The sequence below is a fragment of the Staphylococcus auricularis genome (assembly GCF_051172115.1).
In the GTDB taxonomy this organism is placed as follows: domain Bacteria; phylum Bacillota; class Bacilli; order Staphylococcales; family Staphylococcaceae; genus Staphylococcus; species Staphylococcus auricularis_A.
The window spans coordinates 13484-30796 of sequence record NZ_JBPIZN010000003.1; the positions used below are offsets into that span (position 1 = coordinate 13484).

Consider the following 17313-nt stretch of genomic DNA (forward strand, 5'->3'; position numbering starts at 1 on the left):
TGAATATCATTGTCAATTAGAATATTATATTATTTTCGAGCTTTATTTAGTTCACATACATTAAAATGTTTATTGAGTAAATCGATGGCTTTATCGTTTTGATATATTTTCTCCATCTGATTAATATACATCGTTTGTGCAAGTGCATTGTAGCCCAGTCTAAAGGTGATGGTATCACCCACTTGATACTGGTCGTGATTTTTCAAATCAATCATCAAGTGGTCACTCGTTGCTCCTAACACATCGACATCATGGCCTAAAGGATAAACATCTTTTACCTCAGTATCCAACTTACCTATATCTACGATTGCTTGTAAATATTGTCTGCCACTATTCACTTCAATACGTGGTTTAATTTCAATGATACTCGTTTCTAACGTGATTGCATCTTGATAGAGTAAAGGAATCGGTACGTTAGAAGTGGTATCTACACCACGGAACAATGACTCCCCTACGCGCAAATCATTAATGCGTCCCAAATCGTTATACATCATTTGAGGGATCATGCTCGAATTGCCACCTGAAAAGATACCAAAACGATAATGTGTTTCTTTTTCTACTGACGTAACAAAACGATTAATCAGCTCTATATCCGATTCTGACGGTGGAATCTCATTGAAACACATAAAGTTAAAGGCGATGCCTCTCAAACAGATATGACTGAGATGCAAAATTTCCTGAACATAATCTACGATATCATATGTCAGTACACCTTCTCTAGCATCTTTCCAATCAACCATTAACATGATTTGATGTTTCTGGTTGAGAGATTTGGCTACGTCGTTTAATTGACGTATTGTTGTTAACTCAGTTTGAATACTCATGGTTGTATTTAACACGACTTGTTCTAACTCTTGAAGGTGTGGTGCACGAATTAACGTAAACGTATTGGCCGCTTCAACTTCTTTTGCTTTATTTATATTTTCTAAGCGTGCATCCGCAAAGTGCGTGAATCCCAATTGATTCAACGCACGGATGATTTTGGAATCACCCGCAATACATTTAATCACAGGCGTGAATTGAACGTGATGCGTCGCTAACAATTGTCTTAACACATTGGCATTATATTGTATTTTGGACAAATTGATATGAATCTGTGCCAAATTTTCACACCTCTCTGATTGGATTATCTAATACAATCGTTAAATATTGTTTAACTTTACTTTCCATTCTCATTCGCATCAATGCTTTGACCGTAATAGTTGGGCCAAATAAGATACGTCTTAATGCTTCTGCGTGTGGTTTCGCATCATCGATACTATCTTCAATCACTTGTTTGACGATACCATACAAGGTTTCTTCAGTGACCTCATCATACTGACTAAAATGATGAATCAGTTCAGCAAATTGATTTTGTACCACTGCATGTTGGAATTTTTGAATGACTGCATCAATATCTGATGCTAATAGGCTTTGATTGGTCACTTCAATACCAGAACGGCGTTGTTGTAAGGTTGATAAATCAATTCGAGCACCACCTAAATCTCTAATCATAAATTTCATATCGAAGTTCTGATCTAGGTTGACGATGGTGTTTTGCATATGTGCTTCTAACGCAATCCCACATGTTTGGATATAATCGATTAAAGGTGGAATGAGCGCTGTAGCATAGGCTCGAATGAAATGTTTAATCGTTTTATTAGTGATGCCTCCACCTGTCCATTCCAAGTAACTATCGGCAATGATGCGATTGTCCACTGGGTTACGATTCACTAAGCTCGCAGTAACGATAGACATGCCATTTGCACGTATGACAGGTTTTTCTCGAACGATATTAGACAAGTGTTTCGCTTCTTCTTCATCCGCTTCTGCATATATACCGTAAGGCTCTTGTGCAACTTGAACGTCATTACTTTGCGCTAAAATATCTTGCAATGTGTAACTTAAATTGGGTCCATCAACTGTTGTGACTGGTCCTACTGTACGAATGGCACTCGTCGCTTGTACATTCACTGGTAACTTCACATGGAATGGCTTTCTAATGAGATCCATCGTTCTAAATGATAACGTCGCATGTGCATCCACCGTATATGGTGTAGGAATTAATTTACTTGCTTCGATCCACGCTTGTTACATCGATGTAATCGTATGTTCATATTGCCAAGGATGAACGAGTATCGCGTAATAGTCTTTCAATTTGAGTCCTAAGGGTTCTAAATACGCGCGTAACTTATGTCGATATTCAGGTATCACTTCATTGATGAGAAATTGTTCATCACCTGTTACAGAGGTCACGTGCGCAGCTTGTTAATGAATGAGCATCACTTTAAGTGGAATAACCTGTTCAAACTCAGGTGCATAAGCGCGTATCTCGGCTTCTGTTAGTGGTAACTTCGTCTTAGATAATGGATGGGTCGGATGCCCTTCTGTTACTAAGCTTTCGGAATAAAGTAACGGATCTTGCTGTCCAGTTTCACCCATATGCGAAAGCCATGTAAAAAAGTTCAACGCAACTGGCATGCGTGAGAACTTCATACTTTGTTGAATGTTTGCGCTACGGGTTTCAAACTGTTCATAGCTCAATTTAAAACCATCTCGTCCTGCGATCAATTCCTCACGTAAACGTGTAGAAATAGGTATATTAAATTGATCATTTAAGATATCGAGTAACTGTTCTACCGATTCAACCTCTGTCATCTGTTGTTGATATTCATATTGAATTGGCCCAGAAAAAACATATCTCGACATGGCTGATTTACGTGCAATATTAACCGTTAAGTAATGTGCATGATATTGTAAGGCACAGTAATCTGCTTCATCACTCACGATGGTGTCTTCGTCATATAATCGCTCTTTGAGCACAGCATTTAAAATGCGATATTGTTGATTACGATCTGCAAGCTGGCCTATCTTATGATTCATAGCTACGACCTCCGTCATTTGTCTTTCTACTTAATAGTCCAAACACAATGGATACAATCAGTGTAATGAGTCCCATCGTTACGAATGTGTAGACAATACCTACAGTTTCTGAGAGCACACTCAGTACCATCGCACCTAACGGGATCATCCCTCTATCCATCATGATGACACTGAGGATTTTACCTCGGTTTTTCGGATCGACATCATATTGGAAATAAATACGATTTGTCGTTCTTGACCACTGGCTAAATAAGCCAATAAAGAATAACACAATAAACAACATAATTGAGTTTGCGATGATGGTGCCGATTAATGCCACACCAAAGAGTAACGAACTCAAGTAATACGTTGCTGTTACAGAAAAATGTTTAAGTACATGTGGAATGATTACTGTTGCTAAAATGCCCCCTACTGCACTAAATGTCATGGCAATACCAAAGATTTGTGCCTGATCAGGGAAATTGTAATCTGTCAGAACGGGTAGTAATGTAGTGTAACAAAATCCAGTTGCCATAATGACAAACGAAGTAATGACGATCCGTCTACTATTCGTATTCGATCTGAGATAATCAAAAACGACTTTAAGTGTGAATTTGCTATTATCATCATCTTCATTATCCGGTGTTTGATGTTCAAACACTAATTTGAGACAGAATAAGATAGAAATCCCATAACAAATACTTTGAAGTAAAAATCCATATTTGGAGCTAAATGACGCAATGACAAATCCAGCTATAGCCGGTCCGATTGAACGGCAGATATTGATGATAAATGAATGGTATAAGACTGCTTGAGCAATCGACAGTTTATCGGAAATATCTGGCAGCACAGCTTGTCTAACCGGTGTTTCCACTGCACTAAGTATCCCACGTCCGATAGAGTATACGACAAAGACGGCGATAGGAAGTTTACCAAAACTGAAGATTAATACTGTTAAAATCGCAGTAAGAGAAAATGAAGAAGTAATAGTAGTCCTTAAGAGCGTCCCTCTATTATACTTATCAGTTATTTTCCCTGCTCAAACACTGATGAATAAAATTGGTATTAACCGAAAGAAATTAATTAATGCTAAGTGAACCGCATTATGGTAAAGGGTAAACACATACCAATTTAATGTAATTTGGCCAATCTAATTTCCAAGAAATAGTAAAAATGAACTTGGAAAAAAATATTTTGCCATTATAATCCTCCTATGCACCTATTGATAACCATTATCAATAACGTTATTATAGATTATACAAATATTATATCTTTTTGTAAAATAATTATCCGAGGTGTTATATGAGTAACCAAATAAATATAAATGACTTCCCACTCGTTTTAACTACTGAAGAACAAGCAGCACTTGATTATTTAACACAACACCACCTTACGTGGGCTGATCATTTTAAACAGCAGATTTTAACGAGTCGTGACAAGATTTCACAGCGCTTAATTACCTCTATACATAGAGAAAATCTCGTAGGGAGTCGTGATCACAGTCAGATCGTGACTAATGATGCGCTGCCTCAACGTTTAAATACAGAACATCGTGATATTTTAGCGATAGAATTCCCTCACAGTGCGGTTACCCTTTATGCACCTATCACAGGTCAACATGCTTTTGATCGCATCGATGTTGAAGGCCCTTTCTATATTTCAACTGAACAACAAACAGAACGATTATTACACCCAAATCAAGTATTAAATTTTATTCTTGAAGCAGATCCAGAATTAGATAACGCAGCGAGTCAACAATTTAGTGAAGACATGGATAATAGTATCGCGAACTTGGCGCTTGCATTGAGTTATCAAACGTTAACCATGAAAGACGAATCTGCACCACTATGGCAATTAATCAAGCAAGCAGAAGATAGTTATTTACGTTCAGAACAAGCAGTCGTCGAAGGCCACCCGCTTCATCCGGGCGCTAAGTTACATAAAGGCATGTCCCCCGATACAGTAATTGCTTACTCTTCTGAGTTTGCTCAACCTATAGAGATGCAATTTATTCTCGTACGTCGTGATTTAACACGTCTCCAAGGATTAAATGAGGACTATAATACGATTGTCTATGACCTTTTTGAAGGGCTCAAAGAAGCAGCTGAAAATGCAGTAGGCGCATCACATATTAATGATTATATTGTGATGATCGTACATCCTTGGCAATATGATCACATTTTATTAAATGAATATCAGGCTGAGTTATACAGCGGTGCAATCGTGCCTTTAAGCTATCAACTCGATTACTTTGCAGGGCTATCATTTAGAACATTAATGCCTAAATATCCTAAACGTACCCCGCATATTAAACTTTCTACAAATGTTCATATTACAGGTGAAATACGCACACTCTCTGAGCAAACAACCTACACTGGCCCACAAGTGACACGTATTCTAAATGATATATTAGCGAACGATGCACTATTCCAAGATTTGAGTGCGAGCACGATTGATGAACGTGCAGGGGCTCATTTTTACAATGACAGTGATTCATCTGAAACACAAGTTCAACGCAGTGAACAGTTAGGCACACTCTATCGAGATAATATTTATCAATTAATTGAAGATGACGATATTCCTATGATTCCTTCTAGTTTAGTCGCGCGTTATCCGTTCAATGATGAAGCACCTATCGTTACGATTTTAAAAACATTTATAGCTCAATATGATGCTGAACATCCGACTGACGCCATTACACGATGGTTTAAAGATTATGCCGAAGCATTACTCGGCCTTGTCGTACCATTATTTGTCAAATATGGTATCGCAATGGAAGCACATCTACAAAATTCAATTGTAACCGTCAAAAAAGATGGACGTTTCAACCATATGTACATCCGTGATTTTGAAGGGTTACGTATCGAAGCGCCTCAACTCAATCAAATGGGTTATGATACAAGTCATTTCCATGAGAAATCATTGATCTTAACAGAGTCATCACATACCGTATTCAACAAAGCATTCTATTCTACAGTCCAAAATCACTTAGGTGAACTCGTCTTAACAGCAGCAAAAGCCTTTGATATAGACGGCTTAGAAGATACCATTTGGGATACAATCAAAGACGTGATGGTTACACAATTAAGAAATATTCGCGAAACCATGCCGACACAACAAGCACGTTTAGATGAGATTGAACGTACAATGTTTGCGGCACATATCGATTATAAATGTGTAACAACGATGCGTTTGATTGATGAAGCGGATGTATATACGTACATTAAAGTCAACAATCCATTACATGATTCATCTCATGAATAATGATGAGTTGATAATGTAAAAAGACGAGCGCCTGAATGAGGTGCTCGTCTTCTTTAATATGTATAAAAAAGGAGTCGATTGAAACCCACACAGTTCCAATCGACTCCTTTTTTATTTATACATCAAACGTGTGCAAGATTCACTCAATTATTGTAAGTTTTTGTTTGAGTTGTCTTGGTTATCGTTTGAGTTTTTTTCATTTTTTTGTGCCCATTCTTTTTTAGTCATTACATCTTCGACTTGCATGTTAACTTCTACAACTTCTAAGCCAGTGATGTATTTAACTTGTTCTTTAACGATATCTTTTACTTTACGGAAAATTTTAGGTGCAGATTCACCATATTCTAAGATAACTTTTAAGTCTACAGCAGCTTGTTTTTCGCCAACTTCAACGCTAACACCTTGTGTTACGTTGTTGCCTGAGCTAAATGAATTAGAAATGCTGTCGACAAAGCCGCCTTTCATTTCTAAGATACCTTTAACTTCGCGAGCTGCAATGCCAGCGATTTTTTCTACAACTTCGTCAGAGAAAGTTAATTTGCTGTCGAATTGATTTTCTTGTTGTTCTTTTCTGTCTTGTTTTTCTTGTTCATTAACTCCAGTTTGGTTATTGTAATCTTGTTTTGCTTTGTTGTTATCTACTGCCATAATACATTCTCCTTTTTAATCAATTTTTATTTTGAAATCTTACTACTTACTAACTCCATCGATTCAAGAAGTTTAAGAAATCTTGTTTCCGGTCTTTAGTATACCCGATACCTATACCGATTAAACATAAAACAATAAGTAAGATTGTTTTCCAGAATCCTAATGTAAAGAATAAAATAGCGATAATAAGAAACGCTAAGAATCCAATAATACGCCATTTATAATCTTTTAACATTTCTACCAATTCTTGAGTGTTATCTTGTTCGTTTTGGTTATTATTGTTAGCCATAATTACCCTCCCTTACAACACGCGTTGACCTGAGGCTTTTTGATCTCTAACATTAACCTCTAGTTTTTTCACTGGAATTTCTGCAAAGTACTCAACATTTTGTTTCACATCGTTGCGGATTTGTTCCGTTAACGATTTGATTTGTACATCACCAGGAACAAAGAAATCGACTTTCAATGATATGGAAGAGTTCTTTTTCTTGTTATAAAGTTTTGCAACAACGTTAGGTTGTCTGATGTTATCATATTTAGCCACTGTGTCGTATGCTGCTTTTTCAACTGCTCTGCGTGAAACGTAAATATGTCCATCATCAAAATCTTTATAAAGTCCAGGTTTGCGATACGTAGGTTTAAACAAGCTCAATACTAATATAATTCCTATGAGTATTAATAGTATGGATAAACCGATTAATAATGGTTCAAACCAGTTGAATTGCAAGAAGTAATCTTGGTATTGAGAGATTCGTGAATCGTCAATGTACATGAACAATAGGAATCCAACAATCGCAACTATTAATAAACCTAGGATTAAGTTTTTAAGTCGTTTCACCTCGTACAACACCTCCTATGCGCTTAAATAATAATGTTTTCACATTTGTACATACCCCACTTTAAATTTTCAGAAACATGATTCATTCAATTTTTTTAAAATATTCTTTTAAATACATTAAGCCACTACTAAACTCATTTCGTTATACTACTCAAATAACATATTTATTCCGATTTACTGTCGTTGAGTGGTTCACTCTTGCGCTTTTTCTGTTTGTAACGCGGTTTTTCAAAACCAAGTGCTTTAAACAGTGCCCAGATCATCAGAATAATGACGACTGAGAATGGCAACGCCGCAATAATCAATAGGTTTTGTATGGATTGCGTACCACCTGTGTATATCATGATCATCGCAAATAATGCGAGGATAATACCCCAGCTCACTTTGACAAATGAACGTGGATTGATATCACCTTTAGAACTCAACATACCTAATACATATGTGGCTGAGTCGGCAGACGTTACGAAGAAAATCATGATGACAACGAGCGTAATAATGCTCAATACCGTGCCAAGTGGGAAATGTTCTAATGTCGCAAACGTCGCTGTTTCTGTCGCTTCTTTTGCAATATCAGCAATACCGTTTTGTTGTAAGAAGATTGCTGAAGCACCGAACACTGCAAAGAAGAAGAAGCATACGAGTGCAGGCACGAATAATACACCTAGGATAAACTCTTTGATCGTTCTACCACGTGATACACGTGCGATAAAGATACCTACGAATGGTGCCCAAGAAATCCACCATGCCCAGTAGAATATCGTCCAGTCTTGGAGCCATTGGAATTTATCGTCATCATGTGGGATACGTAAACTCATATCAAAGAAGTTTGCAATGTAACTACCTAGACTGTTTGTAAATGTATTTAAAATTTCGAGTGTAGGTCCTACAAAGAATAGTGCAATGAGTACTAAGAAAGCTAAGAACATATTGATGTTACTTAAATTTTTTATCCCATTATTGATCCCTGACCAAGCTGACCATGTAAATAGTGCTGTAGCGATAATAATGATGATGACTTGAACACCAAAGTTAGAAGGAACGTTGAATAAGAAGTTCAATCCTTCATTAATTTGTAATGCACCAAAGCCTAATGTTGCTGCAACACCTGTTACTGTCGCAATAATTGCGAGTACATCGATTGCACCGCCGATTGGGCCAGCCATCGCTTTTTTCCCAAAGATAGGAACAAGGGTCGCACTTACTAAACCTTTATATCCTTTATGGAAACTGAAATAAGCAAATACGAGTGCAACAATGCCATACACAGCCCATGCATGTACACCCCAATGGAAGAAAGAAAATTGCATGGCTTCATTGATGGCTGTTTGTGTACCTGCTTTATGTATAGGTGTCTGCGTAAACGCATGACTAATCGGTTCTGCAGTGGTCCAAAATACTAATCCGATCCCCATACCTGCACTAAATAACATCGCGAACCATGAAGGTAAAGAAAACTCAGGATCTTCCCCTTCTTTACCTAACGTGATGGATGAATATCTAGAGAATAATAAATAGACACAAACGATTAAAATAACTAGTACAAGTAATAAATAATACCAACCGAAATGTACGGCGATAAATGAGGTTACTTCTGTTGTAACCGCCTCAAGTTGTTTTGGAAATAGTGCCCCATAAACAACGAACAGCGTACAAATAATTAAGGCAATCCAAAATACGACTGTTAATTTATTTTTCCGCATGTCAAAATACACCCCCTGTAAATTGATATAAAACACATACCCTATCTAAGTATTATCAATCATATATACTTACTTTTTGTACCCTCACAATTTAACAGTGCACAACTTTGGTATATTTAATTAATTTTATACAATATTTATTTGATCACAAAAAAGAGCTAAGTTCGCCACTCTATTTCAGTGTGAACTTAGCCCTTTGATATGAGACTATTGATTCGTTGCTTTCAAATTTATTGTTCGTCCAATTCGATGACGAGTTTACCAATCATTTGATGCGCTTCTAATTTTTGATGTGCTTCAAATAATGTGTCAGGTGTTAAACCTTTGATCGTTTCAGATAAGGTTGTTTGGTAATGACCTGCTTCCATTTTTTCAGTCACATCTGTAAGGTAGTCGTGGTGACGTTGTAAGTCATCCATGTCACAGATTGGACGTGTATACATAAATTCATGTGTGAAAGTAATACTTTTATCTTTTAAGGCATTTAAGTCTTGATTATTGTCTAATTCAACAAGTGTTGCGATATGGCCTCGTGGTCTTACGAGTTCAACCATTTTTTCATAGTACATATCTGTACTGAATGTGCATAAGATGAAATCGACATCTTGAATGCCATATGCTTCAAATTCATCAGCTAAATCATTTTTGTGGTTGAGTACGACATCAGCACCCATTTTTTCTGACCATTCTGTTGTTTCAGAACGAGATGCTGTTGTGATTACTTTAAGACCATAATATTTCGCAATTTGTGTGGCGATACTACCAACACCACCAGCACCATTGATGATTAATAAAGATTTACCTTTATTATCTTCTGGTTCATGAGAAATATTAAATACGTCGAATAATACTTCTGATGCTGTAATGGCAGTAAGTGGTAAACTTGCAGCTTCATTGTTAGATAAGTTAGCTGGTTTGCGTCCTACCATACGTTCGTCAACAAATTGGTGTGTCGCATTTGAACCATCGTTATCAGGTGTACCTGAGTAATAAACTTCATCGCCTTCAGAGAAGAATTCAACACCTTCCCCAACCGCTTCAACGGTACCTACTGCATCAAAGCCTAGGATACGTGGCGCATCAGATACAGGAGATTGTCTCAATTTTGTATCTACAGGGTTTACGCTGATTGATTTCACATTGACAAGTAATTCTCTTTCACCTGGTTGAGGTGTTTCTTTTTCAACTTCGTAAAATTGATTTCCATCATCTAAACTAAATGCTTTATCTGCACCGATTGCTTTCATTATTATCAACCTTTCGTTTTGTTAAAATGCTTCCGTATTCTTAACGACTTGTTTACCAAAATTATCACCAGTGAATAACTGACGGAATGCTTCAGGGATATTTTCAAAGCCGTCTACTACGGATGTTTTTGTTTTAATTTTATCTTCTTGAACCCATTGTGCAAGTTGTTTAGTTCCTTCTTCAAAATGATCACTAAATTGCGCTACAACGAAACCTTGCATAAGTGCTTGGCTTTTAATCAATGTAGATTGAAGACGTGGGCCTTGATCTTGTTCTTTATCATTATAGTTAGAGATTGTACCGCACACAGGGATACGTGCGAATGTATTTAAATGTTTGAATACTTCATCAGAAACAGGGCCTCCGACGTTTTCATAATAGACATCGACACCATCTGGTACTGCATTCTCAAGTTGTTGTGCAAAATCATCTGCTTTATAATCGACACCTTCATCAAAATTAAGTTCTTCAGTAAGGTAGTTGACTTTTTCAGGGCCACCTGCAATGCCGACGACTTTGGCACCTTTGATTTTGGCAATTTGACCGACGACTGAACCTACAGCACCTGAAGCAGCAGATACAACAACGGTTTCGCCTTCTTGTGGTTTACCAATATTTAATAAACCTTGATATCCAGTTTGCCCTGGCATACCTAACACACTTAAATAAAGATAAAGTGGTACATCTGTATTTGTAATTTTATTTACTTTATCTGCAGCGATATTGATCATTTTCATCCAAGGCATTTGACCGACAACCATATCACCTTCACTGTAGTCGTCTGATTGAGATTGTACGACTTTAGCTACGATATGACTTGTTAATGGTTCGTCTAATTTGAAGGGCTCTACATATGATTTCGTATCATTCATGCGCCCTCTCAAATAAGGGTCCACTGAAATATATAACGGTTGTACTTGTAATTCATTTGCTTGTGGATCTGACAATTCTACAGTTTCTGTACGAAACGTCTCATCTGAAGGGACACCTTCTGGACGTTCGGCTAAAACAATTTGTTCTGTTTCCATGTCGATTCCTCCTCAAAATTCAAATATATTAAGATTGATTTTAATATATTCAATATCTACACACTTTATATTCACTTATTCATGCATATCAAACATAGATTTTATTTTTCAAACTATTCCTAACAGTATTTAATTAACTGTAGAAAAGCTCAAATATTTAGACTCAACATTAACTTCACTTCATTTTATAGTCTTAAGCAAGCCAATCGCACCCTACACGTGAACATGATAAGCTGAATTTAAAGAGATATCGTAAAGAAGGTTGTTAAATGATGAAATTAAGCATATTAGATTATGCCCCGATATTCGAAGGTCGTAATGCCACAGATGCGCTTTCACATACGATTGCATTAGCACAATCTGCAGATCGACTCAATTATCATCGCTACTGGGTCGCCGAACACCATCAAGTCTTATCCGTCGCATCCAGTGCACCTGAAATGATCATGATGTCTATATTAGAAAATACATCAAATATGCGTATTGGTAGTGGTGGTGTGATGTTACCTCACTATAGCAGTTACAAAGTGGCAGAGCTCTTTCGAATTATGGAAGCGAGACATCCTCATCGTGTAGATCTCGGACTGGGCCGTTCCCCAAGCTTTAAAAATGTCAAAGAAGCTTTAAATGAGTTTAAGACTAAACAGCCTGATTTTGAAACACAAATCAATGATCTACAACTTTACTTTAATGATGCGACTACTCCTTCACATCGCTTCCACCAGTTAATTGCGACACCTCAAATTGAAACACAACCGGACATGTTCATACTCGGCTCAAGTATGAGAAGTGCCACGCTAGCAGCTAAGAAGGGCTTACCATTCGTCTTTCCATATGTCGGTCAAGATGCGCATACTTTAGCTCAACTGACCGATCGGTATAAAACGTTATTCAAGGAAAATCACCCAGATCGTCAACCTTACATCATGATGTCTACATTTGTAATCACAGCATCGACACCACAACATGTCGATGATTTAGCACTCGCTTTTCATTTATGGTTGTTACGTATTCGTTATGCCAACCAGCCTAAAAGCTATCCTTCTATTGAATTTGCGAAAAAACGCGGCTTTTCTGAACGGGAGCAACAAAAGATCGAACAAAATAAGAAACGTGTCATCTCTGGTTTACCTGAAGCAGTCATTGCTCAACTTCAAGAGTTGATCGAGCAATATCCAATCGATGAAGTCATGATACTTCCACATGTATACGGTGAAACAAACAGACAACAATTAATCGAATTATTGGCCAAAGCGAATCAATCATTATCTATTTAAAAACGCAAAAAAGCACGCTCCACAGGGGAGCGTGCTTTTGTCTGTGTTTTATCGTACTTCTGATAAGAAATCGATTAACGTTTTGAGAATTGTGGTGAACGACGTGCTTTTTTAAGACCTGGTTTTTTACGTTCTTTCATACGTGGGTCACGTGTAAGCATGCCAGCACGTTTTAAAGAACTTCTGTATTCAGGGTCTGCTTCTAATAATGCACGAGAGATACCATGACGGATCGCTTGTGCTTGTCCTGTGAAGCCACCACCATGTACGTTAACTAATACATCGTAGTTACCTTTAGTTTCAGTAAGATCGAATGGTTGGTTAATATCTAAAATTAATGATTCAAATGGTAAGTAGTCACGCACGTCACGGTCGTTAACTGTGATGTTACCTTCACCTGGTACTAAGCGTACACGTGCTACTGAGTTTTTACGACGGCCTGTGCCTTTATATTCAACTTGTGCCAATGTAATTTCCTCCTTCTAATTAACCACGTAACTCGTAGTTTTCTGGTTGTTGTGCAGCGTGTGGATGTTCAGCGCCGCCATATACGAATAATTTTTTACCTTGTTTTTCGCCTAAACGAGTGCTTGGTAACATACCTTTAATTGAAGTTTCTAATAAGCGTCTTGGATTTTTATCTCTTAATTCGCCAGCTGAGATTGATTTGATACCACCTGGGTGATTTGAGTGGTGGTAGTATTTTTTGTTTAATTCTTTTGTACCAGTAAATTCGATTTTGTTTGCATTAATGATGATGACATAGTCACCTGTATCAACGTGTGGAGTGTAAGTTACTTTATTTTTACCGCGTAAAATAGCAGCTACTTCTGATGATAAACGACCAAGTGTTTGACCTTCAGCATCAATAACGTACCATTTGCGCTCAATGTTTGATTCATTAGCCATAAATGTTTGACGCATAGTTATTGTCCTCCTAGTAAATAAGTGGTTCTTATATTAAATGTTGTTACGATTTAAAGCTTCGATTTCATTTATTCATTAACTTTGTAGTTCTACCTGCTTCTATATCTTGTAACACAATAAGTTTCCGGGGCTTATCGTGGGGTGATATAAAACAATACCGTTTATAATCGTATAATTTATAAGCCTTTTTGTCAATGTAATTTAATCATTTTCCAACGATTTTTTTCGATGAATTTTAATGTCTTCCCCAAAGTCAGAGATTAATGCTTCAGGTGATAGATAAACCTTTTCTAAATAAAGTCCTTCAGCAGGCGCAGTAAACGGCACTTCTTTACGATCCTTCGCTTCTAATAAACGTGGCACGTCTTCGGGTTGGCGTTTGCCTCTCCCTACTTCTATTAAAAATGCGACGAGAACACGAACCATGTTGTATAAGAAACCTGAACCGGTGACCACGTAGTCAAACCCTTCGTCAGTCGGTACAATCTCACTTTGGTATAACGTTCTTACCTTGCTTACGACTTCTGCTTTTTGTGAACAGAATCCCGTAAAATCATGCGTACCGATAAAGTGATGGGCCGCTTCTTGCATGCGTTCATAATCAAGTGTGCGTGGCTCATAAGCCTTCAATCCGTATTGGAAAGGATCACGATGTGTACCTTGATACACACGATAGCGATAGCGTTTACCTACACAATCATAGCGACAGTGGAAATCATCGTCCACGACCCGCACATCATGAATATAAATATCATCTGGCAACGCGCTGTTTAACGCATATTGCCATTGATCTGTAGAAATATTTAACGGTGTATCAAAGTGAAAATATTGTTCTAACGCGTGTACCCCTCGATCTGTACGACTGGTTGGATGAATACGCACATGCGTCTTATGCATGCGTTTTAACACCTTTTCAAGTTGTTGTTGGACAGTTCGGCCTTGTTGCTGGATTTGGAAGCCTAGAAAATTAGTCCCTAGGTAGGACATTTTCACTAAAATTCGCATCTGTGATTACACTCCTAAATATTTTAACCCGAATAATACGACAGCGATAGGAACGAGTAGCACTAATGCCCATATATCTTGAGATTTAAATTGTAAACGACGATAACTCGTCCGTTCTGTATCTGGATTATAACCTCTCACTTCCATTGCGACAGCTAAATCTTCAGCGCGTTGAAAAGCTGAGATAAACAGTGGAATCAACAAAGGGACAAATGCTTTAACTCGATTAGGAATCGAACCTGAACTGATTTCAGACCCTCTTGATTTTTGAGAGAGGATAATTTTATCTAATTCTTCCATCAATGTCGGAATAAACCGCAATGCAATGGACATCATCAAGCTCAACTGATGCACAGGTAGTTTGACCACTTTTAAAGGTGAGAGCAACCGCTCAAGTGCATCGGTCAATTGAATTGGGCTCGTAGACAGCGTCATAATGGTTGAAACCATGACGATAAAGGCCAATCTCAGAACAATGTAAATCCCTTCAATAACGCCGTTTGAATCAATCGTAAATAACCGGAAATCAACTAAGGTTGTGCCACCTTTAGTCAAAAATAAATGCATAATAAATGTAAAAATCATAAAAAACCAAATCGGCGTGAGCCCTTTCACTATGAACCATAATTTAATCCGAGATAATTTTAAAAAGATCATAATCAAAAGAAAGAGCCACGCATAGGTTGCAACGGAATGCGCAAAAAAGATAATAATGATAAAGAAAAATACAAAAATCAATTTCGCACGTGGATCTAAACGATGGATGATAGAGTCCAAAGGAAGATAACGTCCAATTATAAATTTATCTTTCATGTTGACGCCACTCCTTATACATCTCTACAAATGATTCTTCCGTTAAAGCAAGCTTTGGTAATCTCATCCCGTATTTAGCTTCAACATCCCGTTGTAATTGCACGATATCCGGCTGGGCCAAGTGAAGTTCATTCAAATAGCGATCATCGCTAAACAATTCAGCTGGAGACAACCCGTTAACGACCTTGCCTGCTTTCATGACTTTCACTTCGTCTGCATAGGCTGCCACATCATTCATTTCATGGGTAATGAGTATGATCGTTTTCCCTTCGCCTTGCTGGAGATGTTTAATGAATGACATCACTTGTTGCTTACTTTGAGGGTCTAAACCCGCTGTCGGTTCGTCTAAAATAATGACATCTGGATCCATCGCCAATATAGATGTGAGCGCAATTTTTCTCATCTGTCCACCAGACATTTGAAATGGCGATTGCTGCATCACATCACGAGAAAATCCAAATTGTAACAGCATATCTAACGCACGTTGCTTCACTCGGTCTAAATCCATTTGGAAATTTTTAGGACCAAAAAGTATCTCCTGTTCCACACTATCTTCAAAGAGTTGTGCTTCTGGAAATTGGAATACCATACCAATTCGTTTACGTAAATCTCTCATTGCTTTATCTTTCGTTTTAGCTGTCACCGTGACATCTAACACTTGCATCGTACCATTCGTAGGTTTCAGTAACCCGTTCATATGTTGGATGAGTGTAGACTTACCTGAACCTGTTTGTCCAATAATCGCATAGTATTTTCCTGCTTCAAAAGATGTGACCACCTCGTTGAGCGCTTGGTACTCATAAGGGGTTCCTTGTTGGTAAACGTAATCTACTTGGTTAAATGAGATGATCATAACTTACGAATCAACCCTTCATACGTGATGTATGTGTTAGAATAGCCAAGCATTTGATGGATACGCATACTAAATGGAAGATCCAGCCCAATCTCGGTCAACGCTGCAGCATCTTCAAAGATTTCCTCTGGTGAACCTGTTTTAAAAACGTGACCTTGATCCAACACGACTAAGTGATCTGCTTCAAGTGCTTCTCTTAAATCATGGGTAATAGATATGATGGTTACTTCTTTTTCACGATTTAACTCCCGAATCAATTGCAATAACGCATTACGTCCTTCTGGATCTAACATCGATGTTGCTTCATCTAAGATAATCACATCTGTATTTAATGCAAGGACCCCAGCAATGGCGACGCGTTGCTTTTGCCCACCTGATAACGCAGAAGGCTCGTGAGAGATATAATCTGTCATTCCGACTTGATCAAGTGCTTGCCAGACAATCTCGTGCATCGCTTCATAAGGAACCGCTCGATTCTCTAAGCCAAAAGCCACATCATTTTCTACAGTAGAACCGACAAATTGATTTTCCGGATTCTGAAATACAATACCGATATGATCATTCAATGTAGCGAGTTGATCATCGTTGATACGCTCACCATTTAATGTGATATAACCCTCAGTTGGACGTTCAATCCCAACCATTAGTTTCGCTATTGTAGATTTGCCTGAACCATTATGCCCTACGATGCATGTCCATTTACCTTTAGGAATTGAAAAAGATACCTGGTCTAACGCAGGTAACTGATCAGACTTATATTTAAATGTAACATCTTCCAACGCAATCATGGACGTTGCTGTAGACATAAGTGACCCTCCGTACATTTTCGTTACTCCTTATTTTACACGATTTTTAATATGATGTATATCTG

General features: G+C 37.7%; 15 protein-coding genes and 2 pseudogenes. 2 read left to right on the forward strand and 15 right to left on the reverse strand.

Features of this window, described 5'->3' with window-relative positions; all coding sequences use genetic code 11:
* Positions 1-29: 29 nt before the first annotated feature.
* The 3 genes and pseudogenes from ACSBRB_RS06430 to ACSBRB_RS06440 form a co-directional block, all read right to left on the reverse strand.
* On the reverse strand, positions 30-1103 hold the full coding sequence (locus tag ACSBRB_RS06430; RefSeq protein ID WP_435032115.1) for an alanine racemase: 1074 nt from the start codon (positions 1101-1103) through the stop codon (positions 30-32).
* Between the two features lie 4 nt (positions 1104-1107).
* Positions 1108-2862: pseudogene (locus ACSBRB_RS06435) on the reverse strand (IucA/IucC family protein).
* A pseudogene (locus ACSBRB_RS06440) lies at positions 2852-3991 on the reverse strand (MFS transporter). The pseudogenes ACSBRB_RS06435 and ACSBRB_RS06440 overlap by 11 nt, the downstream one beginning before the upstream one ends.
* Positions 3992-4143: 152 nt before the next feature.
* Here ACSBRB_RS06440 and ACSBRB_RS06445 point away from each other — a divergent pair.
* Positions 4144-6105 carry an IucA/IucC family protein gene (locus ACSBRB_RS06445; protein ID WP_435032116.1) on the forward strand — a complete coding sequence of 654 codons (1962 nt, stop codon included), beginning with the start codon at positions 4144-4146 and terminating at the stop codon, positions 6103-6105.
* Between the two features lie 147 nt (positions 6106-6252).
* On the opposite strand, the gene ACSBRB_RS06450 is transcribed toward ACSBRB_RS06445, so the two are convergent.
* The 6 genes from ACSBRB_RS06450 to ACSBRB_RS06475 all read right to left on the reverse strand — a co-directional run bounded on the left by ACSBRB_RS06450 (position 6253) and on the right by ACSBRB_RS06475 (position 11567).
* Positions 6253-6753, reverse strand: coding sequence for an Asp23/Gls24 family envelope stress response protein (locus ACSBRB_RS06450; RefSeq protein WP_435032117.1), 501 nt, complete (start codon positions 6751-6753; stop codon positions 6253-6255).
* Between the two features lie 49 nt (positions 6754-6802).
* The gene (locus ACSBRB_RS06455) at positions 6803-7042 is read right to left on the reverse strand and encodes a DUF2273 domain-containing protein (protein ID WP_059107601.1); all 240 of its coding nucleotides are present in this window, start codon (positions 7040-7042) and stop codon (positions 6803-6805) included.
* Positions 7043-7054: 12 nt separating this feature from the next.
* The gene (gene amaP / locus ACSBRB_RS06460) at positions 7055-7591 is read right to left on the reverse strand and encodes an alkaline shock response membrane anchor protein AmaP (RefSeq protein ID WP_435032118.1); all 537 of its coding nucleotides are present in this window, start codon (positions 7589-7591) and stop codon (positions 7055-7057) included.
* 164 nt (positions 7592-7755) lie between these two features.
* The gene (locus ACSBRB_RS06465; protein WP_435032119.1) at positions 7756-9291 is read right to left on the reverse strand and encodes a BCCT family transporter; all 1536 of its coding nucleotides are present in this window, start codon (positions 9289-9291) and stop codon (positions 7756-7758) included.
* Between the two features lie 230 nt (positions 9292-9521).
* Positions 9522-10538 carry a zinc-binding alcohol dehydrogenase family protein gene (locus ACSBRB_RS06470; RefSeq protein WP_435032120.1) on the reverse strand — a complete coding sequence of 339 codons (1017 nt, stop codon included), beginning with the start codon at positions 10536-10538 and terminating at the stop codon, positions 9522-9524.
* A gap of 21 nt (positions 10539-10559) precedes the next feature.
* Positions 10560-11567 carry an NADP-dependent oxidoreductase gene (locus tag ACSBRB_RS06475; protein WP_435032121.1) on the reverse strand — a complete coding sequence of 336 codons (1008 nt, stop codon included), beginning with the start codon at positions 11565-11567 and terminating at the stop codon, positions 10560-10562.
* Positions 11568-11839: 272 nt separating this feature from the next.
* On the opposite strand from ACSBRB_RS06475, the gene ACSBRB_RS06480 reads away from it, so the two are divergent.
* Positions 11840-12844 carry an LLM class flavin-dependent oxidoreductase gene (locus ACSBRB_RS06480; RefSeq protein WP_435032344.1) on the forward strand — a complete coding sequence of 335 codons (1005 nt, stop codon included), beginning with the start codon at positions 11840-11842 and terminating at the stop codon, positions 12842-12844.
* 74 nt (positions 12845-12918) lie between these two features.
* On the opposite strand, the gene rpsI is transcribed toward ACSBRB_RS06480, so the two are convergent.
* The 6 genes from rpsI to ACSBRB_RS06510 form a co-directional block, all read right to left on the reverse strand.
* Complete coding sequence (gene rpsI, locus ACSBRB_RS06485; protein WP_059107596.1) at positions 12919-13311, reverse strand: 30S ribosomal protein S9; 393 nt, start codon at positions 13309-13311, stop codon at positions 12919-12921.
* 19 nt (positions 13312-13330) lie between these two features.
* Complete coding sequence (gene rplM / locus ACSBRB_RS06490) at positions 13331-13768, reverse strand: 50S ribosomal protein L13 (protein ID WP_059107595.1); 438 nt, start codon at positions 13766-13768, stop codon at positions 13331-13333.
* 204 nt (positions 13769-13972) lie between these two features.
* On the reverse strand, positions 13973-14776 hold the full coding sequence (gene truA / locus ACSBRB_RS06495; protein WP_435032122.1) for a tRNA pseudouridine(38-40) synthase TruA: 804 nt from the start codon (positions 14774-14776) through the stop codon (positions 13973-13975).
* Between the two features lie 6 nt (positions 14777-14782).
* The gene (locus ACSBRB_RS06500; RefSeq protein WP_435032123.1) at positions 14783-15589 is read right to left on the reverse strand and encodes an energy-coupling factor transporter transmembrane component T family protein; all 807 of its coding nucleotides are present in this window, start codon (positions 15587-15589) and stop codon (positions 14783-14785) included.
* Complete coding sequence (locus ACSBRB_RS06505; protein WP_435032124.1) at positions 15579-16442, reverse strand: energy-coupling factor transporter ATPase; 864 nt, start codon at positions 16440-16442, stop codon at positions 15579-15581. The genes ACSBRB_RS06500 and ACSBRB_RS06505 overlap by 11 nt, the downstream gene beginning before the upstream one ends.
* On the reverse strand, positions 16439-17248 hold the full coding sequence (locus tag ACSBRB_RS06510; RefSeq protein ID WP_435032125.1) for an energy-coupling factor transporter ATPase: 810 nt from the start codon (positions 17246-17248) through the stop codon (positions 16439-16441). The genes ACSBRB_RS06505 and ACSBRB_RS06510 overlap by 4 nt, the downstream gene beginning before the upstream one ends.
* Positions 17249-17313: the final 65 nt, after the last annotated feature.